Origin of the sequence: Mycobacterium sp., assembly GCF_029961025.1 — a bacterium.
Lineage (GTDB): Bacteria > Actinomycetota > Actinomycetes > Mycobacteriales > Mycobacteriaceae > Mycobacterium.
In genome coordinates this window covers 19,794-36,043 of record NZ_JASBVP010000015.1, presented here as the reverse complement: position 1 = coordinate 36,043, position 16,250 = coordinate 19,794, and the positions used below count along the sequence as shown (strand labels likewise).

Below are 16,250 nucleotides of genomic sequence, written 5' to 3'. Positions count from 1 at the left end.
GGCCGGTTCAGCGGATCGACTTCGTGACTTGAGCGAAATGAAATTGCCACCGCTCGATGATGTGAAACCCGAGCTCACCCGCGAATTGATACGCGGGCGCATGCCCGAGAAGCCGCCCCGGTGGCAATGATGGGCCGGCTTGATGGTCCGGCAAGGTCTTGTCGCGGCTGGAAATCGTCCACACCGTGGCGCATTTGGCGAGCCGGTCGAGCACCAGCCAAACGGCAACGTGACCGTCCCACAGGGTGCCGCGCTCCGGTCCCCGGGCACCGCGCCCGACGTCGATCAGTGGCCGAAAGGCCGCCGGCCGCGTCGCCAGCAGCGCGCGGATCGGCCCCGGCGCCCAGCGCACGGTGTTGTCGACCAAGAGGCAATCCCCCGGGGTCGCGTGCGCGGCGATGACGTCGGCGACCTGGCTGTAGTCCCAGCCTTTTTCTTTGGCGTAGGGTCCGCGTTGCGTCCACAGGTAATTCGGGAACGCCGCGCCGGCGAACAGGATCAGCACGGCGGCCACGGCCCATCGCTGTCGGGCGACGGTGACGACGCCAGCCGCCAGCACGACGGCCATCGCCGGCGCGGTGAACGTCAAATAGCGCGGATAGTAGATCGGTTCGCCGATCGCCGAATAGATCAGGCTGGCAGCGGTCGGGACGACGATCCATGCTGTGCAGACGAGCACCAGGCTGCGCGTCGAGCGGCTCGGGGCGCGGGCACCGGTCCGCACCGTGACGGTCGCGGCAACGATGAGGACACCGGCGAGAACCGCGAACGGAACACTGCGGTCGAAATACTGCTGCTGGACGACGTCGATGACGTTGTGCCAGTTCAGCGGGGAGATCCAGCCGACCTGCCGGATCTGGCCATGGGCGAACACGATGAACGGGATCAGCATCGACACCGCCACCGACGAGGCCGCCGCCCACCGGGCGGCGGCGGATTTTCCTGTTCCGGGTCCGTTGCCCCGCGCGACCACGGGGATGACCGCGCCGTGAACCGGCACCAGCAAGACCAGGTTGATGTTGAGCAGCACCGCCAGGATCAGGGCCACGGCGTAGCCCAGCCACCACCGCAGCCGGTTACGTCGCGCCGCGCTGACCAGCAGCACGGTCAGCCACACCGCCGCGGCCGCCGACAAGGCATAAGAGCGAGCTTCCACTCCGGCCCACGTCGTTCGTGGCAGGATGGCGAACAGCACGCCCGCACACCCGGCGAGCGTTCTCGACGAAAACTGCTTAGCGAAAACCACCACACCGGCGGCGGCCGTCGCAACCGCCAGACAGCTCGGTACCCGCGACCAGAACTCCGTTGGGGGGAAAAGCGTGAACCAGCCGTGCATCAGCAGGTAGTACAGACCGTGCACCGCGTCGATATGGCCGAGCAGTCGCCACAGTTGCGGCAGCGACCGGCTCGCCGAAGCCGAGATGGTCGCGCCCTCGTCGAACCACAGCGACGGCCGGCCGGCGGCCGCGCCGCTGACGACCGCGGCGAGCGCGGCGACCGCCGCGGGGTCCGACAGCCTGCCGCCACGGCGCCGCGCGGCCGGCGCGCCGGACAGCGCCGCCGTGGGCTGTTCGACGATCGACGTGGACATGATGTCTGTACTTTAAGGCCGGTGCGGTGCGGGCGGAGGTGCGCCGCCGCCCGGTCGGCCACCGGCCGCCGGCTGCCGATCACGGTACGGGTGCCGCCGGATCAGGGGCCACGGACGCCGCGGCGACGTCACGCAAATCGCGCCCCGGGAACCGCGGGAACGCGATACTGTCTTGGGTTGGCGTGGCAACCGACACCTGGGAGGGCAAATGAGCGCCTATCGGACCGTGGTGGTGGGAACCGACGGCTCGGACTCGTCGTTGCGCGCGGTGGACCGAGCGGGTGCCATCGCGGGGGCGGACGCGAGGCTGGTCATCGCGACCGCATACCTGCCCCAGCCCGAGGACCCGCGTGCCGCTGACGCCCTGAAAGACGAAAGCTACAAGGTGGCGGGCACCGCGCCGATCTACTCGATCCTGCGCGACGCGAGGGATCGGGCCAAGGCCGCCGGGGCGCAGAACATCGAGGAACGGGCGATCGTCGGCGCCCCCGTCGACGCCCTCGTCGGTCTCGCCGAGGAGGTCGACGCCGATCTGCTGGTGGTGGGGAATGTCGGATTGAGCACGATCGCCGGCCGGCTGCTGGGGTCGGTGCCGGCCAACGTGGCACGTCGCGCGAAAACCGATGTGCTCATCGTGCACACCACCTCGTGAGCCGCGGCGCGGGAAACCCGGCGGGTCGTGCTCACGCCTGCCCGTCTGTAAGAAACCGATCAATTACCTCCGGGCCCGTTGAGCGCATGTGAACGCACAGATCGAATAGCCGATCCTTGGCCCCCTTGGGAAGCAGCTCAATAGTATGGGTCGTGGACGAATCATACTGTGCCGATGGATATCGTTGCAGAATCCGGTCCTTCTGCTCCTCGGTCGCGGAGACCTCCAGGACCATCATATCCGCAAATTTCTGTTTCGCCATTTCTACCAGGCCGGCGCGTTTTAATAGTCCCAGCCTTTCCTCGTTGATCCATACGTTGATGTGAATGTCGCGTTGGTTTTCGCTCATCGCTTGCGCACCCCCACCTGGTTCAGGGAAAACACCGGCAATCTGGAGTTCAGGTAATTTTCGGTCACGAACGGTGAGCCCTGGCCGTATCGGATCGCACTATCCACGACGACGTCGAACACCTCGGGCCTCATAACTTTGCGTGTCGGCTTCACCTCGTCGACCAATATGCTTCGGATGAGGTTTCCGCTGAAACTTTGGGCTATCGAATCGTGTCCGCAAAGAGCCGAGCTGGTAACCTCCGCGCATTTTGGGCAATACCGGTTTTCCCGGAGAAATATTGGTTTTATCCATTGCTTATTTCTATATTTCTCGAGGAGGTTCTGCGCGTCGTAGGGTTTGTAGAAGTCGCCGACTCCCGCGTGATCACGCCCGAACATGTGATGTGTGCATCCGAGGTTCGTCCTTAGGATCGCGTGGAAGATCGCCTCTCGAGGCCCGGCGTAGCGCATATCCCACAGCGTGAAACTGACCATGTGGATATCGTGCCGAAAATACCCGCCGTCTCTGAGGGCGCGGTGCGCCAACAGTATTGACTCGTCGATATAGTCCCCGGGTCTCTTCTCTCCAATGATCGCATTGACAAGAATTCCGGTGTTCGGCTTGTCAATCGGCATATCCTCATTCGCCGCAAACCAGGCCTGTTTCATGAGCATCTCGTGACCCGTATGTGGAACATTTCTTGACTGATGGGCGACGATGTGCTTCCAGCCCTTGCGACGAAATGTGTCCATGTGTTGTTTGGGAGTGAGCCAGTAATTTCGATACGGCTCATTAAATACGGGTTCGTTGATGAGCGTGATGGTGCCGCCGATGAACCGGTCCTCATAGGATCGCGTCCTTTTCACGCCGGGATGCTTGGTATCCGTCGTCCCATAGATCTTTTCGGCCAGGCGTTCCAGGTCGTAGCCGTATATCTCCGCGATGTCGAAGATTGCCATGGGGGCGCCGTCGTATTCGAGGACGACGCTGTCGCCCTCGTGGAGGTTGAATTCTTTAATTTTTTCCGCGGAGAGGTCGAATACAATGGGTATGCTCCAGAGTGTCCCGTCCGGAAGTTCCATATGGTCCGCGACGCGGTCGACCTCGTGCCGGCACATGAATCCGGTGAGCGGGGTAAAAAAACCATAGGAGATGCCGATTATTTCGTATGCGATGGTCCGCGTTACCGGAATCCTCTGCAGGCCACCTATTTTCTCGGCGGCATCGACAGGTGACACCCGGTCGACCAGCGGTTTTCCGTTATGGCCTCGATAAGTCATCCTCATCCCCTTCCCCAAGTCCTCTTCCCGAAGTCTTCGTCCCAAGTCCTCTTCTCGACATATCGCGCGCCGGTGCGGGGAGTGCGGCAGCGCACCGCGGCGCTGGGCGCCCCGGGGCGGAAACGCCGCGGACGATGACTCCCGGGCCGTCGGCCCCGTCGGCCCGGTTATTCGAACACGGGTCGTCGTTGCGACGGAATCACGCATACCCAGGTGTGTGGGGCGTAAAATTTCTCTTCCATTTCCCGGACGGTCGGGCCGGGCTTGCCCGCCGGTGCGCGGACCAAGTGTTCCGTGCCACATTTCAACACCCCGTTGGGCAGGATCTGGACCGCGTCGAATGACACTTTTTTGCCGTCCACGAACTCGACGGTGAATTTCGCAAACTGTTCCACATCGGCGAGCCTAAAGCCCGGCGGCAACGAGGGCTCCGCTCCGGTCCGCCAAGCGGAGGGCGGGACGCGCGGCGGATCACCAGCCCCGGGCGCGCCACTCGTCTAGGTGCGGACGCTCCACGCCGAGCGTGGTGTCGTCGCCGTGCCCGGGATAGACAACCGTGTCGTCGTCGAAGCGGTCAAAGATTTTCGTCTTCACGCCCTCGAACAGCGCGTTGAAGTCGGCGGGTTGCGTTGTCCGCCCGACCCCGCCCGGGAACAGGCAATCACCGGTGAACAACTGCGTGACATCCCCGGTGGCGGGCCCGTCGAGCGCCAGCGTGATCGATCCGGGGGTGTGGCCACGCAGATGGATGACGTCGAAGGTCAGCTTGCCGATCTGCACGGTGTCGCCCTCATCGAGCAGCCGGTCGGGTTTCACCGGAAGCGGGCCGGCGTCGATCCTGTGTGCGGCGGTGGGCGCGCCGGTGGCCCGGGCCACCGCTTCCAGCGCCTGCCAGTGATCCCAGTGACGGTGGCTGGTCACGATCAACGAGAGCTTCGGCGCGTAGCGGCGCAGCAGGTCGATAAGGATGTCGGCGTCATTGGCGGCATCGATCAGCAGCGTTTCACCGGTCTGCGAGCACGTCACCAGGTAGGCATTGTTGTCCATCGGCCCCACCGAAGCCTTCAGGATCGCTGCACCCGGAAGGGTGCGCCGGGCCGCGGTCCCCGGCCGGACATGTCCCGTGTAGTTGTCGTCGACGATCGTCATTCGAGCCGCTCCTCCCTGATCTGTCTCATCCATCTGTCCTCTGTCTCATCTGTTCGCTCCGCCTCGTCACGGGCACGTGTCAGGCACGTGTCATTAGCGCCACGTTACCGCCGATGCCTGGCTGATCCGGCCGTCCGGCGCGGCACATAGCATGGGTTCGTACTGTGTCGCCGAAGGGGTAAGCGTGGCCGAGCGGCTGATTGTCAAGGGTGCGCGCGAGCATAATTTGCGCAGCGTCGATCTCGACTTGCCCCGCGACGCGCTGATCGTCTTCACCGGGCTGTCGGGGTCGGGTAAATCGTCGCTGGCGTTTGACACGATCTTCGCCGAGGGGCAGCGGCGCTATGTGGAATCCCTGTCGGCCTATGCCCGCCAATTCCTGGGGCAGATGGACAAGCCGGACGTCGATTTCATCGAGGGGTTGTCCCCGGCGGTGTCCATCGACCAGAAGTCGACCAACCGCAACCCCCGATCGACCGTGGGCACCATCACCGAGGTGTATGACTACCTGCGGCTGCTGTACGCCCGGGCGGGCACGCCGCACTGCCCGGTCTGCGGTCACCGGATCGCCCGCCAGACACCGCAGCAGATCGTCGATCAGGTGCTGGCGATGCCCGAAGGCACCCGGTTTCAGGTGCTGGCCCCGGTGGTGCGCACCCGCAAAGGTGAGTTCGCCGACCTCTTTGAGAAGCTCAACAGCCAGGGCTACAGCCGGGTGCGTGTCGACGGTGTGGTGCATTCGCTGACCGACCCGCCGAAGCTGAAGAAACAGGACAAGCACGACATCGAGGTCGTGGTCGATCGGCTGACCGTCAAGCCCACCGCCAAGCAGCGGCTCACCGAGTCGGTGGAAACCGCGCTGAATTTGGCGGACGGCATCGTCGTCCTGGAGTTCCCCGACGATCGGGCGCACGAGCACGACCGCCCCCGCGAGCAGCGGTTCTCCGAGAAGCTGGCCTGCCCCAACGGCCACGCGTTGGGGGTGGACGATCTGGAACCGCGGTCATTCTCGTTCAACTCTCCGTACGGCGCGTGCCCGGAGTGCGCCGGGCTGGGGATCCGTAAGGAAGTCGATCCCGATCTGGTGGTGCCCGACCCCGATCTCACCCTGGCCCAGGGCGCGGTGGCGCCCTGGGCGATGGGCCACGCCGCGGACTATTTCACCCGGATGATGGCCGGCCTGGGGGAGGTGCTGGGCTTCGACGTCAACACTCCGTGGCGGGAGCTGCCGGCCAAGGCCCGCAAGGCGATTCTGGAGGGTGCCGACGAGCAGGTGCACGTTCGTTACCGCAACCGCTACGGCCGGGTCCGCTCGTATTACGCGGACTTCGAGGGCGTGATCGCGTTTCTGCACCGCAAACTCGCGCAGACCGAGTCCGAGCTGATGAAGGAACGCTACGAGGGCTTCATGCGGGACGTGCCGTGTCCGGTCTGCCGGGGCACCCGCTTGCGCCCGGAGATCCTGGCGGTGACGCTGTCGGCGGCCGATCGCGGCGCCAAGTCCATCGCCGAGGTGTGCGATTTGTCGATCACCGATTGCGCGGACTTTCTGAGCGCGCTGACACTCGGCCCGCGCGAGCAGGCGATCGCCGGCCAGGTGCTCAAGGAGATACAGGCCCGGCTCGGTTTCCTGCTCGACGTGGGGCTGGACTACCTGACGTTGTCGCGGCCGGCGGCGACGCTGGCCGGCGGTGAAGCGCAACGGATCCGGCTGGCCACCCAGATCGGTTCCGGCCTGGTGGGGGTGCTCTACGTCCTCGATGAGCCGTCGATCGGGCTGCACCAGCGAGATAATCGCCGACTCATCGAAACGCTCACGCGGCTAAGGGATTTGGGGAACACGCTCATTGTCGTCGAGCACGACCTGGACACCATCGCGCACGCCGACTGGATCGTGGACATCGGCCCCGGAGCCGGAGAGCACGGCGGGCGGATCGTGCACAGCGGACCCTATGACGAACTGCTGCGCAACCCGGACTCGATCACCGGCGCCTACCTCTCGGGCCGGGAGAGCATTGCGGTTCCGGCGGTCCGGCGTCCGGTCGACCGGCGCCGGCTGCTCACGGTCGTCGGCGCGCGCGAGCACAACCTGCGCGGAATCGACGTGGCGTTTCCGCTAGGTGTGCTCACCTGCGTCACCGGGGTGTCCGGCTCCGGCAAGTCGACCCTGGTCAACGACATCCTGGCGGCGGCGCTGGCCAAGAGGCTCAACGGCGCGCGGCAGGTTCCCGGCCGGCACACCCGGGTCACCGGGCTGGGCCATGTCGACAAGCTGGTGCAGGTCGACCAGTCGCCGATCGGTCGCACGCCGCGGTCCAACCCGGCCACCTACACCGGGGTGTTCGACAAGATCCGCGCGTTGTTCGCCGCCACCACCGAGGCCAAGATCCGCGGCTATCGGCCCGGCCGGTTCTCGTTCAACGTCAAAGGTGGCCGCTGCGAGGCGTGCTCGGGCGACGGCACCATCAAGATCGAGATGAATTTCCTGCCCGACGTGTACGTCACGTGCGAGGTGTGCCACGGCGCCCGCTATAACCGGGAAACCCTGGAGGTGCACTACAAGGGCAAGACCATCGCCGACGTGCTCGACATGTCGATCGAGGAGGCGGCGCAGTTCTTCGAGCCGATTACCGGTATTCACCGCTATTTGCAGACACTGGTCGATGTCGGCCTGGGATATGTCCGGCTCGGGCAGCCGGCCCCCACGCTGTCCGGCGGTGAGGCTCAGCGGGTGAAGCTGGCTTCCGAGCTGCAGAAGCGTTCCACCGGGCGCACCGTGTACATCCTCGACGAACCCACCACGGGGTTGCATTTCGAGGACATCCGCAAGCTGCTCAACGTGCTGGGCGGCCTGGTCGACAAGGGCAATACGGTCATCGTCATCGAACACAACCTCGATGTGATCAAGACGGCGGACTGGGTTATCGACCTGGGACCCGAAGGTGGCGGCGGGGGCGGCAGCATCGTCGCCCAGGGCACTCCGGAGGACGTGGCGGCGGTGCCGGAAAGCTACACCGGCAAATTTCTCGCCGAGGTCCTCGGCGGCAGCGCGCCGGTTGGTGGCGCCTCGCGGCCGGCGCAGCCTCCGCGCCGGGCCAGCGCCTAACCTCAGCGCGGTTTTGCCAGCGGGAAGGGCAGGGTCTCGCGGATGCTGCGCCCGGTGATCAGCATGACCACCCGGTCGACGCCCAGCCCGAGGCCGCCGGTGGGCGGCATCGCGTACTCCATGGCCTGCAGGAAATCCTCGTCAAGTTCCATCGCCTCCGGATCCCCGCCGGCCGCCCGCAGGGACTGCTCCTCCAGCCGGCGCCGCTGTTCCACCGGATCGGTGAGTTCGCTGTAGGCGGTGCCTAGCTCGATTCCCCAGGCCACCAGATCCCAACGCTCGGCGACCCCGCGCTTGCAGCGGTGCGGCCGGGTCAGCGGCGACACCGACGCCGGGAAGTCGATGTAGAAGGTGGGCTGCGTGGTGCGGCCCTCCACCAGATGCTCATAGAGCTCCAGCAGCACCGCCCCGGCATCCCAGCGTGGCAGGTAGGGAATTTCCGCGGCCTCGCAGAGCTTGCGCAGCCGGGGCAATTCGGTGTCGGCGTCGACCTGCTCGCCCAGCGCCTCGGACACCGCGTCATAGACCGTCTTCACCGGCCATGCCCCGGAGATGTCGACCGGCTCGAAGCCGTCACCTTGGGGGCGTGGCCGCATCACGATGGGGGCGCCGTTGACGGTTTCCGCCGCGTTTTGAATCAGTTCGCGGCACCCGTCGATCCACGTCAGATAGTCCGCGTGCGCCTGGTAGGCCTCCAGCAGGGTGAACTCCGGGTTATGACTGAAATCGACACCCTCGTTGCGGAAGGCCCGGCCCAACTCGAAAACCCGCTCGACTCCGCCGACGCAGAGCCGTTTGAGATACAGCTCCGGCGCTATCCGCAGATATAGGTCCATATCGAAGCTGTTGATGTGGGTCACGAACGGGCGAGCGGTGGCGCCGCCGTGAACCTGCTGCAACACCGGGGTCTCGACCTCGACGAATCCGTTGGCGAACAGTGTCTGCCGAAGAGCACGCAACACCCCGCTGCGCGCGGTGATCAGCTCGCGGGACTCGGCATTGACCGCCAGGTCGACATAACGGGCCCGCACCCGGGCCTCCGGATCGGTCAGCCCTTTCCACTTGTTGGGAAGTGGCCGCAGGCACTTGCCGATGAGCCGCCAGCTTCTCACGATCAACGATCGGGTTCCGGTCTTGCTGAACCCCATCTGCCCGGCCACCTCGATCAAGTCACCCAGGTCAATGGCCCTGGTGAAATCCGCGGTGCGGGTGCCTTCTAGAACCGAATTATCCAGCAGCAGCTGCATTTCCCCCGACCAGTCACGCAACTGGGCAAACAGCACCCCGCCGAAGTCGCGGATTCGCAGCACCCGGCCGGACACCGAGACGCCGGTCTGCTGGGCGGCGTCCAGCGCTTGGGCAACCGTGTGACTCGGGGGGCGCCCCACCGGGTAGGGGTCGACGCCACGATGCTGCAACGCCTGGAGTTTCGCCATCCGGACCCGCACTTGCTCGGGCAGCCGGGGCCGAGCCTCGAGGACGTCCGGAAGGGCCGCCTGCCGCAGCCTGGTGACGTCCGGCGCCGTGCCGTCATGGTGTAAGAGTCCGGTCGCGGCCAGTGGCGGCGGCACCGCCGGATGATGGCCGGTGTGTTGCCTGGTGCGCCGGGAGAACGGCAGCACCAGAAAACCCTCGGCGATCACCGAGGCAACCCCCACCCGGGGAATCAGGCGGGCGTCCTCGTAGCACGCGTAGCGCGGTACCCATTCGGGTTGGTATTTCATGTTCGAGCGATACAGCGTCTCCAGCTGCCACCATCGCGAAAAGAACACCAACAGTCCCCGCCACAACCGTGCTATCGGTCCGGCTCCCAGTTGCGCACCCTGTTCGAACGCCGATCGGAACATGGCGAAGTTCAACGAGATACGGCTGATGCCAAGACGTTCAGCGTGTAACGCAAGCTCGCTTACCATCAGCTCAATGGTGCCGTTGGGCGATTGGGGGGAACGGCGCATCAAGTCCAGGGAGACACCGTTGTGCCCCCAGGGCACCAGCGACAGCATCGCCACCACGCGGTTGCCCCGGTCAACCGCCTCGACCAGCAGGCAGTCACCGTCCGCCGGGTCGCCCAGCCGGCCCAACGCCATCGAGAAACCGCGCTCGGATTCGGTGTCTCGCCAGGCGTCCGCACGCTCGATCACCCGGGCCATCTCGTCGGCCGGGATGTCGCGATGCCGACGGATGCGCACCGTCAGCCCGGCTCTGCGGGCCCGGGTGACCGCCTGGCGAACCGCGCGCATCTCCGGCCCGGAGAGCTTGAAATCGGCGGCGTGCAGGATCGCCTCGTCGCCCAGCGCCAGGGCGGACAGACCGGCTTCCCGGAACGCCTGGGCGCCTTGCGCGCTGGCCCCCATGACCGCAGGCGCCCAGCCGTAGGACTGACACAGCCGTAGCCACGCGTCGATGGCCTGCGGCCAGGCCCGCGGGTCGCCCACCGGGTCGCCGCTGGCCAGACAGACACCGACCTCGACGCGATAGGTGATGGCGGCCCGGCCGCTGGGTGCGAACACCACCGACTTGTCACGGCGGGTGGCGAAGTAGCCCAGGGAGTCGTTTTTCCCGTACAACTCGAGCAGCCCGCGGATCGCCGACTCGTCCTCACCGGTCAGCGCGTTTTCGGCGCGCTGGGATTGAAACAACACGATCGCGGCGGCGATCAGCGCCAGCGCGCCGAACAGCCCGAAAAGCGTATTGAGGAACACGTGCGGTTTGCCGGTGAACAGATCGGGGTCGGCCAGGGCGAAGCCGATCACCCGGTCCACCACGTAGGGCAGTCGGTCGGAAGGCGCCAGCGATCCGGGAAACAGTTCGACCAGCCCCCAGGACAGCAGAATTCCCAACGCCCATCCGACGGCCAGCACGGCGGTCGCCTTGACCAGCGCGCCGCGACGAACCTTGGCCGAAAACTCCCGGTAGGCCAAGACCAGCAGGGCGATAGCCGCCACATGCAGCAGCAGCCCGAAGTTCTCCCCGAAGATTTGCGCCCCGGTGTGATCGCCACCCACCAGGCCCGCGACATTCAATACGGCGGCGAAAAACAAGTTGCCGACCAACACCCACCAGGCGATGCGTTTGCGCGCGCTGAGCGCCGCGGCCAGCAATGCCAGCACGAATGACCACGCGAAGCTGGTGTCGGGAAAGTTGAACAGGTAATCGTTGATGAACTCTCGCGGAATCTTGATGATCCAGCGGATTAACGGCGACACGCTCGCCATGAGCGACACGGTGGCGATGACGCCAACCGTCCAGCCCGCGGCCGCCGGTACCCAGTGATACCGGGAGGCCGGCCGACTCATGGTAAGGGTCACAGACCGCGAGGATATTCGCTCCGACCGGCAACCGCCGCTTCGGTCCGAGGGTGCCGGATGACCATGCCCCGCCGTTGCCCCCGAAGGATCTCTCATGGCTGCTAAACTGATAGCCGCGACCGTCCCGGCGAAGGCAGGGACAGCAAGTGGAGTCCCACTCCCACCGCTGGCCACGGATATCTCGAGGATATGCTCGACGGCTTATCCAGGGCTTATCCAGGGCTTATCCAAGGCCTAGCGGTCCGGTCACGGGTATCGGGTGATGCCCGTTCTGCGTGTGGCGCAGGCGGCTAAGGCTGCGACCGGTCGGCACAGGGCCCTGCTTTTGCAGGGCTTTTTTGCTGATGGGGCGGTACCCCGCGTGCTGCCTCCCGACGGATCCGGAACCGGTCGCCAACCGACAAACGATTTAGGGAGGCCCCATCAGCACTGAGACCCGCGTCAACGAGCGCATCCGCGTACCTGAAGTCCGATTGATCGGCCCGGGAGGGGAGCAGGTAGGCATCGTGCGCATCGAAGATGCACTCCGCGTCGCCGCGGACGCCGATCTCGACCTTGTCGAAGTTGCCCCCAACGCCAGGCCACCGGTCTGCAAGATCATGGACTACGGCAAGTACAAATACGAGGCGGCGCAGAAGGCGCGCGAGTCTCGCCGGCATCAGCAGCAGACCGTTGTCAAAGAGCAAAAGCTCCGCCCCAAGATCGACGACCACGACTACGAGACCAAAAAGGGCCATGTGATCCGGTTCTTGGAGGCGGGATCGAAGGTCAAGGTCACCATCATGTTCCGGGGACGGGAGCAGTCGCGGCCCGAGTTGGGCTACCGACTGCTGCAACGCCTGGGCGCCGACGTCGCCGACTACGGGTTCATCGAGTCGGCCCCCAAGCAGGACGGACGCAACATGACGATGGTGTTGGCACCGCACCGCGGGGCAAAGACCCGCGCCCGGGCGGCGCAACAAGCCCGGGCATCCGTGACCGGGCCGCTGGGCGGCGGCGATACCGAGCCATCGCCGTCGCTGAATTGACCAGACGGGAGGACGTGTGCCTAAAACCAAGACCCACAGCGGCGCCTCGAAACGGTTCCGGCGCACCGGAACCGGCAAAATTGTGCGCCAGCAGGCCAACCGCAGGCATCTGTTCGAGCACAAGCCCAGCACCCGCACCCGGCGGCTGGAGGGTCGCGTCGGGGTGTCGGTCGCAGACACCAAGCGGGTCAAAAGGATGCTGACCGGCTGACCGACACCCAAGACACGACGAGCCCGGAGCGGGCGCAATTATGTCTCCGACGGGCATATTTCCCCGAGAGGCAGTCCCCTGCAGGACCCGACAGGATAGGACCATCACATGGCACGCGTGAAGCGGGCGGTCAACGCCCACAAGAAGCGGCGCACCATTTTGGCGGCGTCCCGAGGCTATCGAGGCCAGCGATCCCGGCTGTACCGCAAGGCCAAGGAACAGCAACTGCACTCCCTGAACTACGCCTACCGGGACCGGCGCGCGCGCAAGGGTGATTTCCGCAGGTTGTGGATTTCGCGGATCAACGCCGCGGCACGCGCCAACGGCATCACCTACAACCGACTGATCCAGGGCCTGAAGGCCGCCGGCGTCGAGGTCGACCGCAAGAATTTGGCCGACATCGCGGTAACCGATCCGGCGGTGTTCACCTCGCTGGTCGACGTCGCCCGCTCGGCACTGCCCGAAGACGTCAACGCCCCCTCGGGAGAGGCTGCCTAGCCCTGCCTAGCCCCGCCGGGGTCGATCCGGCGACGACGTGGGCCGGCCGCCGGAGGAGGGCCGGATCGGTGAATCTGGACCGGCCGGTGGGCCCACGGGTCCTCGGCGAACGCTCGGCCCGGGTGGTCGCGGCCGCGAAATTGCATCGCCACATCGGCCGGCGCCGCGCGGGGCGCTTCCTCGCGGAGGGTCCGCACCTCGTCGAAGCCGCAGCCGTGCGTGGGCTGGTCCGGGAAGTCTTCGTCACCGAGGCCGCGGCGCAGCGTTACGCGGCGTTGTTGGCCGGACACGAGGTCCCGATCCATCGGGTGACCGAGCGCGCCGCCCGGTTGCTGTCCGACACGGTCACGCCGACGGGGCTGGTCGCGGTGTGCGAAATACCGGCGGCTCGCATGGATGAGGTACTCGCCCGCGCACCCGAGCTGATCGCGGCGGCGGTCGAGGTTCGCGAGCCGGGCAATGCGGGGACGTTGATCCGCATCGCGGACGCCATGGGCGCCGCGGCCGTGCTGCTCGTCGGGCACAGCGTTGACCCCTACAACGGCAAGTGTGTGCGCGCCTCCGCCGGCAGCATCGTGTCCCTCCCGGTCGTCGTCGCACCGGATGCCCGGGCAGCCATCACGGCGCTGCGCACGGCCGGGATGCAGGTGTTGGCGACCACGGTGGACGGCGAAATGTCCCTCGACGATGCCGAGACGCTGCTCGCTGACCCGACGGCGTGGCTGTTCGGCGCGGAATCGCGAGGGCTTTCGGCGTCGGTGGCCGACGAAGCCGACCATCGCGTGCGCATCCCGATGTCCGGCGGCGCCGAGAGCCTCAACGTGGCGGCCGCCGCGGCGATCTGCCTGTACCAAAGTGCGCGGGCCCGGCGAGCGAAGGCCAACCGGTGAGTCCGCCGCGGTCGTGCGTCGCTAATTTCGCGCCGTGCGCCGGCCGCGGGCGGGCCGCAGACCGGCCAACCAGCAGGTGGTGTGCACCAGTGATCCGGCGCGCTCCAGGATGGTGCGGCGGGGCGGGAAATAATGCATCGACAATCCCCGACGGTCGCGCGGCGGTGCCAGAAACCCCGGCGCCTCGACCAAGGGCGCGTCGGCCGGAATCCGTCCCGCTGCCCGCCGGTATGCGGCCAGCGCCCGGGGGTGCAACCGGATTTCGTCGGGAACCGCCAGGAACATCAGCTCAACCAGTTTGCCGAACAGCCGCAGCACGATCTCGTCTCCCGGCGTCCAGCGCAGGCCGGCCTTTTCCCGAACCGGCGGATCGAACAATCCCGCCGCGATCCAGCGCTGGCCAGCCACAAACGGCGTGAACAGCTGGTCCCAGAGCTGCGTGGGCAGGAGAACAAACCTCGGCTTGGGAACGCGGATTCGCAGGATGTCCACCGTTGCCTGGTTGATCTCCAGCTTGTCGCGGCACACCCGCTCCCAGTACTGCTGGAACTCCTCCCATGAGCGGGGCACCGGCCGCATGCTCATTCCGTACATCCGGTACCACTGCACATGCTCCTCGAACAGCCGGCGCTTTTCGGCCTCGGTCAGCCCGCCGCAGAAGTATTCGGCCACCTTGATCACCAGCATGAAGAACGTGGCGTGCGCCCAGTAGAACGTGTCCGGATTCAGCGCGTGATAGCGTCGGCCGGCGGCGTCGACCCCGTTGATGGTGACGTGGTACCTCTTGATCTGCTCAGCGGTCCGGGCCGCCCGGTCGCCGTCGTAGACCACCCCCATGATGGGGTACACCGAGCGGGCGACCCGTCGCAGCGGCTCGCGCAGCAGGATCGAATGCTCCTCGACGCCGGCGCCCAACTCCGGGTACATGTTCTGCAGCGCACCGATCCACATCCCCAGCAACGCGGTACGCAGGTCACCGAAATACCTCCAGGTCAACGAGTCCGGCCCGAGTGGCTCGGCCTTGGCCCGAGCACCCGAGGCCCGCGACCCGGATGGGGCGGACGTCGCCGAGGTGGCAGTCATCATGGCCTCCCGATCCTGACCGTCCCACGATAACGGTTGACAACGCGCATTGTCTATCGCGTCGCGGTGGGTGGCCGGGGTGAGCCGGATGCGCACCCGCAACCGGGCCCACCACCGGGCGAGGTCGTGGTGCCCGGGCCGGGCATCTCGCCCGGAGCTGGGCCCGGAGCTGGCATAGTAGATGTCGATGATGTACGGCTTGTGGCGCGCGCTGGCACGTGTCCGGTTCACCGTGGGTTACGCAGCGGCGCTGATCTCGATCAGTACCACGCTGGTCATCCTCGGACCCCGGGTTCGGGCGCAGGTGGTCCAGCAAGCCAGTACCAACCTGCACAATCTGGCGCACGGGAACCTGGAATCACTGCTCGGCAGCGCGCTGATCGCCGACACCGGCCCGATCTACGCTTGGCTGCCCGGTTTGATCTGCCTGCTGGCGCTGGCGGAGCTGCTCTGGCGCAGCAGCCGGCTGATCCTGGCGTTCCTGGTCGGCCACGTGGGCACGACGCTGGTGGTGGCGGCCGGGCTGGCGGTAGCGGTGGAGGCCGGCTGGCTGCCGTTCTCGATCACCCGTGCCAGCGACGTCGGGATGAGCTACGGCGCCCTCGGGGTGCTGGGAGCGCTGACCGCGGCCATACCCGGACGCTGGCGGCCCGCGTGGATCGGGTGGTGGGTTCCGGTGGGTCTGGCGGGGGCCGTCATCGGCGCCGACTTCACCGGTGCCGGGCACGCGATCGCGTTGGTGCTCGGCATGCTGCTGGGCAGCCTGTTGGGTCCGCCGGCTCGATGGACACCGGCCCGGTATGTGCTGCTGGCGGTCTCAATGGTCTTCGGTTTCATGGTGCTGGCCCATAGCGGGTGGTCGGTGCTGACCGGGGTGTCCCTCGGTGTGCTGGGGCTGCTGCTGGCCGACAGGCTCAGCCGCTCCCGCGGGGCGCGCGCCTTGGCGGCGCCGACCGCGTCGGCAGTCGCACAGCCCGCGTCGATTGGGTGAGTGGCCCGGCCCGGCCCGTGGCCGGTCTTGGGCGGGTTTCCCCGGCACCGACGGCCATCGGCCACCTGGCGCACCCCTGACCGGGCGCGACCAACTACATTGCTAACTGCTCACGGCCCGGGCCGACCAACC

General features: G+C 66.4%; 14 protein-coding genes. 7 read left to right on the top strand and 7 right to left on the bottom strand.

Annotated features, from left to right (window positions below; all coding sequences use genetic code 11):
• Window positions 1-7 precede the first annotated feature (7 nt).
• The gene (locus tag QJR12_RS15790) at window positions 8-1,591 is read right to left on the bottom strand and encodes a glycosyltransferase family 39 protein (protein WP_300584129.1); all 1,584 of its coding nucleotides are present in this window, start codon (window positions 1,589-1,591) and stop codon (window positions 8-10) included.
• 208 nt (window positions 1,592-1,799) lie between these two features.
• Between QJR12_RS15790 and QJR12_RS15785 the strand changes: the two genes are divergently transcribed.
• Window positions 1,800-2,243, top strand: a complete 444-nt coding sequence (locus QJR12_RS15785) for a universal stress protein (protein WP_300584127.1) — start codon at window positions 1,800-1,802, stop codon at window positions 2,241-2,243.
• Window positions 2,244-2,274: 31 nt separating this feature from the next.
• On the opposite strand, the gene QJR12_RS15780 is transcribed toward QJR12_RS15785, so the two are convergent.
• The 4 genes from QJR12_RS15780 to QJR12_RS15765 all read right to left on the bottom strand — a co-directional run bounded on the left by QJR12_RS15780 (window position 2,275) and on the right by QJR12_RS15765 (window position 5,003).
• Entirely contained in the window at window positions 2,275-2,592 is a 318-nt protein-coding gene (locus QJR12_RS15780; protein ID WP_300584125.1) for a hypothetical protein, read from the bottom strand.
• Complete coding sequence (gene sat, locus QJR12_RS15775) at window positions 2,589-3,854, bottom strand: sulfate adenylyltransferase (RefSeq protein ID WP_300584123.1); 1,266 nt, start codon at window positions 3,852-3,854, stop codon at window positions 2,589-2,591. The genes QJR12_RS15780 and sat overlap by 4 nt, the downstream gene beginning before the upstream one ends.
• Window positions 3,855-4,021: 167 nt before the next feature.
• Window positions 4,022-4,249 carry a hypothetical protein gene (locus tag QJR12_RS15770; protein WP_300584121.1) on the bottom strand — a complete coding sequence of 76 codons (228 nt, stop codon included), beginning with the start codon at window positions 4,247-4,249 and terminating at the stop codon, window positions 4,022-4,024.
• A gap of 76 nt (window positions 4,250-4,325) precedes the next feature.
• Entirely contained in the window at window positions 4,326-5,003 is a 678-nt protein-coding gene (locus QJR12_RS15765) for an MBL fold metallo-hydrolase (protein WP_300584119.1), read from the bottom strand.
• A gap of 184 nt (window positions 5,004-5,187) precedes the next feature.
• Between QJR12_RS15765 and uvrA the strand changes: the two genes are divergently transcribed.
• A complete protein-coding gene (gene uvrA, locus QJR12_RS15760) occupies window positions 5,188-8,109 on the top strand; it encodes an excinuclease ABC subunit UvrA (protein ID WP_300584118.1) in 2,922 nt (973 codons plus the stop codon).
• Window positions 8,110-8,111: 2 nt separating this feature from the next.
• Here the strand turns inward: uvrA and lysX are convergent, their stop codons facing one another.
• Window positions 8,112-11,405: a bifunctional lysylphosphatidylglycerol synthetase/lysine--tRNA ligase LysX gene (gene lysX / locus QJR12_RS15755; RefSeq protein ID WP_300584265.1), complete on the bottom strand. Its 3,294-nt coding sequence runs from the start codon at window positions 11,403-11,405 to the stop codon at window positions 8,112-8,114.
• Window positions 11,406-11,839: 434 nt separating this feature from the next.
• Between lysX and infC the strand changes: the two genes are divergently transcribed.
• The 4 genes from infC (at window position 11,840) to QJR12_RS15735 (ending at window position 14,044) form a co-directional block, all read left to right on the top strand.
• Complete coding sequence (gene infC, locus QJR12_RS15750; RefSeq protein WP_300584263.1) at window positions 11,840-12,445, top strand: translation initiation factor IF-3; 606 nt, start codon at window positions 11,840-11,842, stop codon at window positions 12,443-12,445.
• Between the two features lie 16 nt (window positions 12,446-12,461).
• Window positions 12,462-12,656 (top strand): 50S ribosomal protein L35, encoded by a 195-nt coding sequence (gene rpmI, locus QJR12_RS15745; RefSeq protein WP_300584116.1) that lies wholly within the window; start codon window positions 12,462-12,464, stop codon window positions 12,654-12,656.
• 108 nt (window positions 12,657-12,764) lie between these two features.
• Window positions 12,765-13,154, top strand: a complete 390-nt coding sequence (gene rplT / locus QJR12_RS15740; RefSeq protein WP_300584114.1) for a 50S ribosomal protein L20 — start codon at window positions 12,765-12,767, stop codon at window positions 13,152-13,154.
• Between the two features lie 74 nt (window positions 13,155-13,228).
• Window positions 13,229-14,044, top strand: coding sequence for an RNA methyltransferase (locus tag QJR12_RS15735; RefSeq protein WP_300584261.1), 816 nt, complete (start codon window positions 13,229-13,231; stop codon window positions 14,042-14,044).
• Window positions 14,045-14,065: 21 nt separating this feature from the next.
• On the opposite strand, the gene QJR12_RS15730 is transcribed toward QJR12_RS15735, so the two are convergent.
• Complete coding sequence (locus QJR12_RS15730; RefSeq protein ID WP_300584259.1) at window positions 14,066-15,127, bottom strand: oxygenase MpaB family protein; 1,062 nt, start codon at window positions 15,125-15,127, stop codon at window positions 14,066-14,068.
• Window positions 15,128-15,314: 187 nt separating this feature from the next.
• Between QJR12_RS15730 and QJR12_RS15725 the strand changes: the two genes are divergently transcribed.
• The gene (locus QJR12_RS15725; RefSeq protein ID WP_300584112.1) at window positions 15,315-16,118 is read left to right on the top strand and encodes a rhomboid-like protein; all 804 of its coding nucleotides are present in this window, start codon (window positions 15,315-15,317) and stop codon (window positions 16,116-16,118) included.
• The last annotated feature ends 132 nt before the right edge of the window (window positions 16,119-16,250 follow it).

Excerpts from the sequence above, each read along its gene's own strand:
- QJR12_RS15790 (WP_300584129.1), bottom strand. The coding sequence starts at position 1,591 with ATGTCCACGTCGATCGTCGAACAGCCCACGGCGGCGCTGTCCGGCGCG.
- QJR12_RS15785 (WP_300584127.1), top strand. The coding sequence starts at position 1,800 with ATGAGCGCCTATCGGACCGTGGTGGTGGGAACCGACGGCTCGGACTCG.
- QJR12_RS15780 (WP_300584125.1), bottom strand. The coding sequence starts at position 2,592 with ATGAGCGAAAACCAACGCGACATTCACATCAACGTATGGATCAACGAG.
- sat (WP_300584123.1), bottom strand. The coding sequence starts at position 3,854 with ATGACTTATCGAGGCCATAACGGAAAACCGCTGGTCGACCGGGTGTCA.
- QJR12_RS15765 (WP_300584119.1), bottom strand. The coding sequence starts at position 5,003 with ATGACGATCGTCGACGACAACTACACGGGACATGTCCGGCCGGGGACC.
- lysX (WP_300584265.1), bottom strand. The coding sequence starts at position 11,405 with ATGAGTCGGCCGGCCTCCCGGTATCACTGGGTACCGGCGGCCGCGGGC.
- rplT (WP_300584114.1), top strand. The coding sequence starts at position 12,765 with ATGGCACGCGTGAAGCGGGCGGTCAACGCCCACAAGAAGCGGCGCACC.
- QJR12_RS15730 (WP_300584259.1), bottom strand. The coding sequence starts at position 15,127 with ATGACTGCCACCTCGGCGACGTCCGCCCCATCCGGGTCGCGGGCCTCG.
- QJR12_RS15725 (WP_300584112.1), top strand. The coding sequence starts at position 15,315 with ATGATGTACGGCTTGTGGCGCGCGCTGGCACGTGTCCGGTTCACCGTG.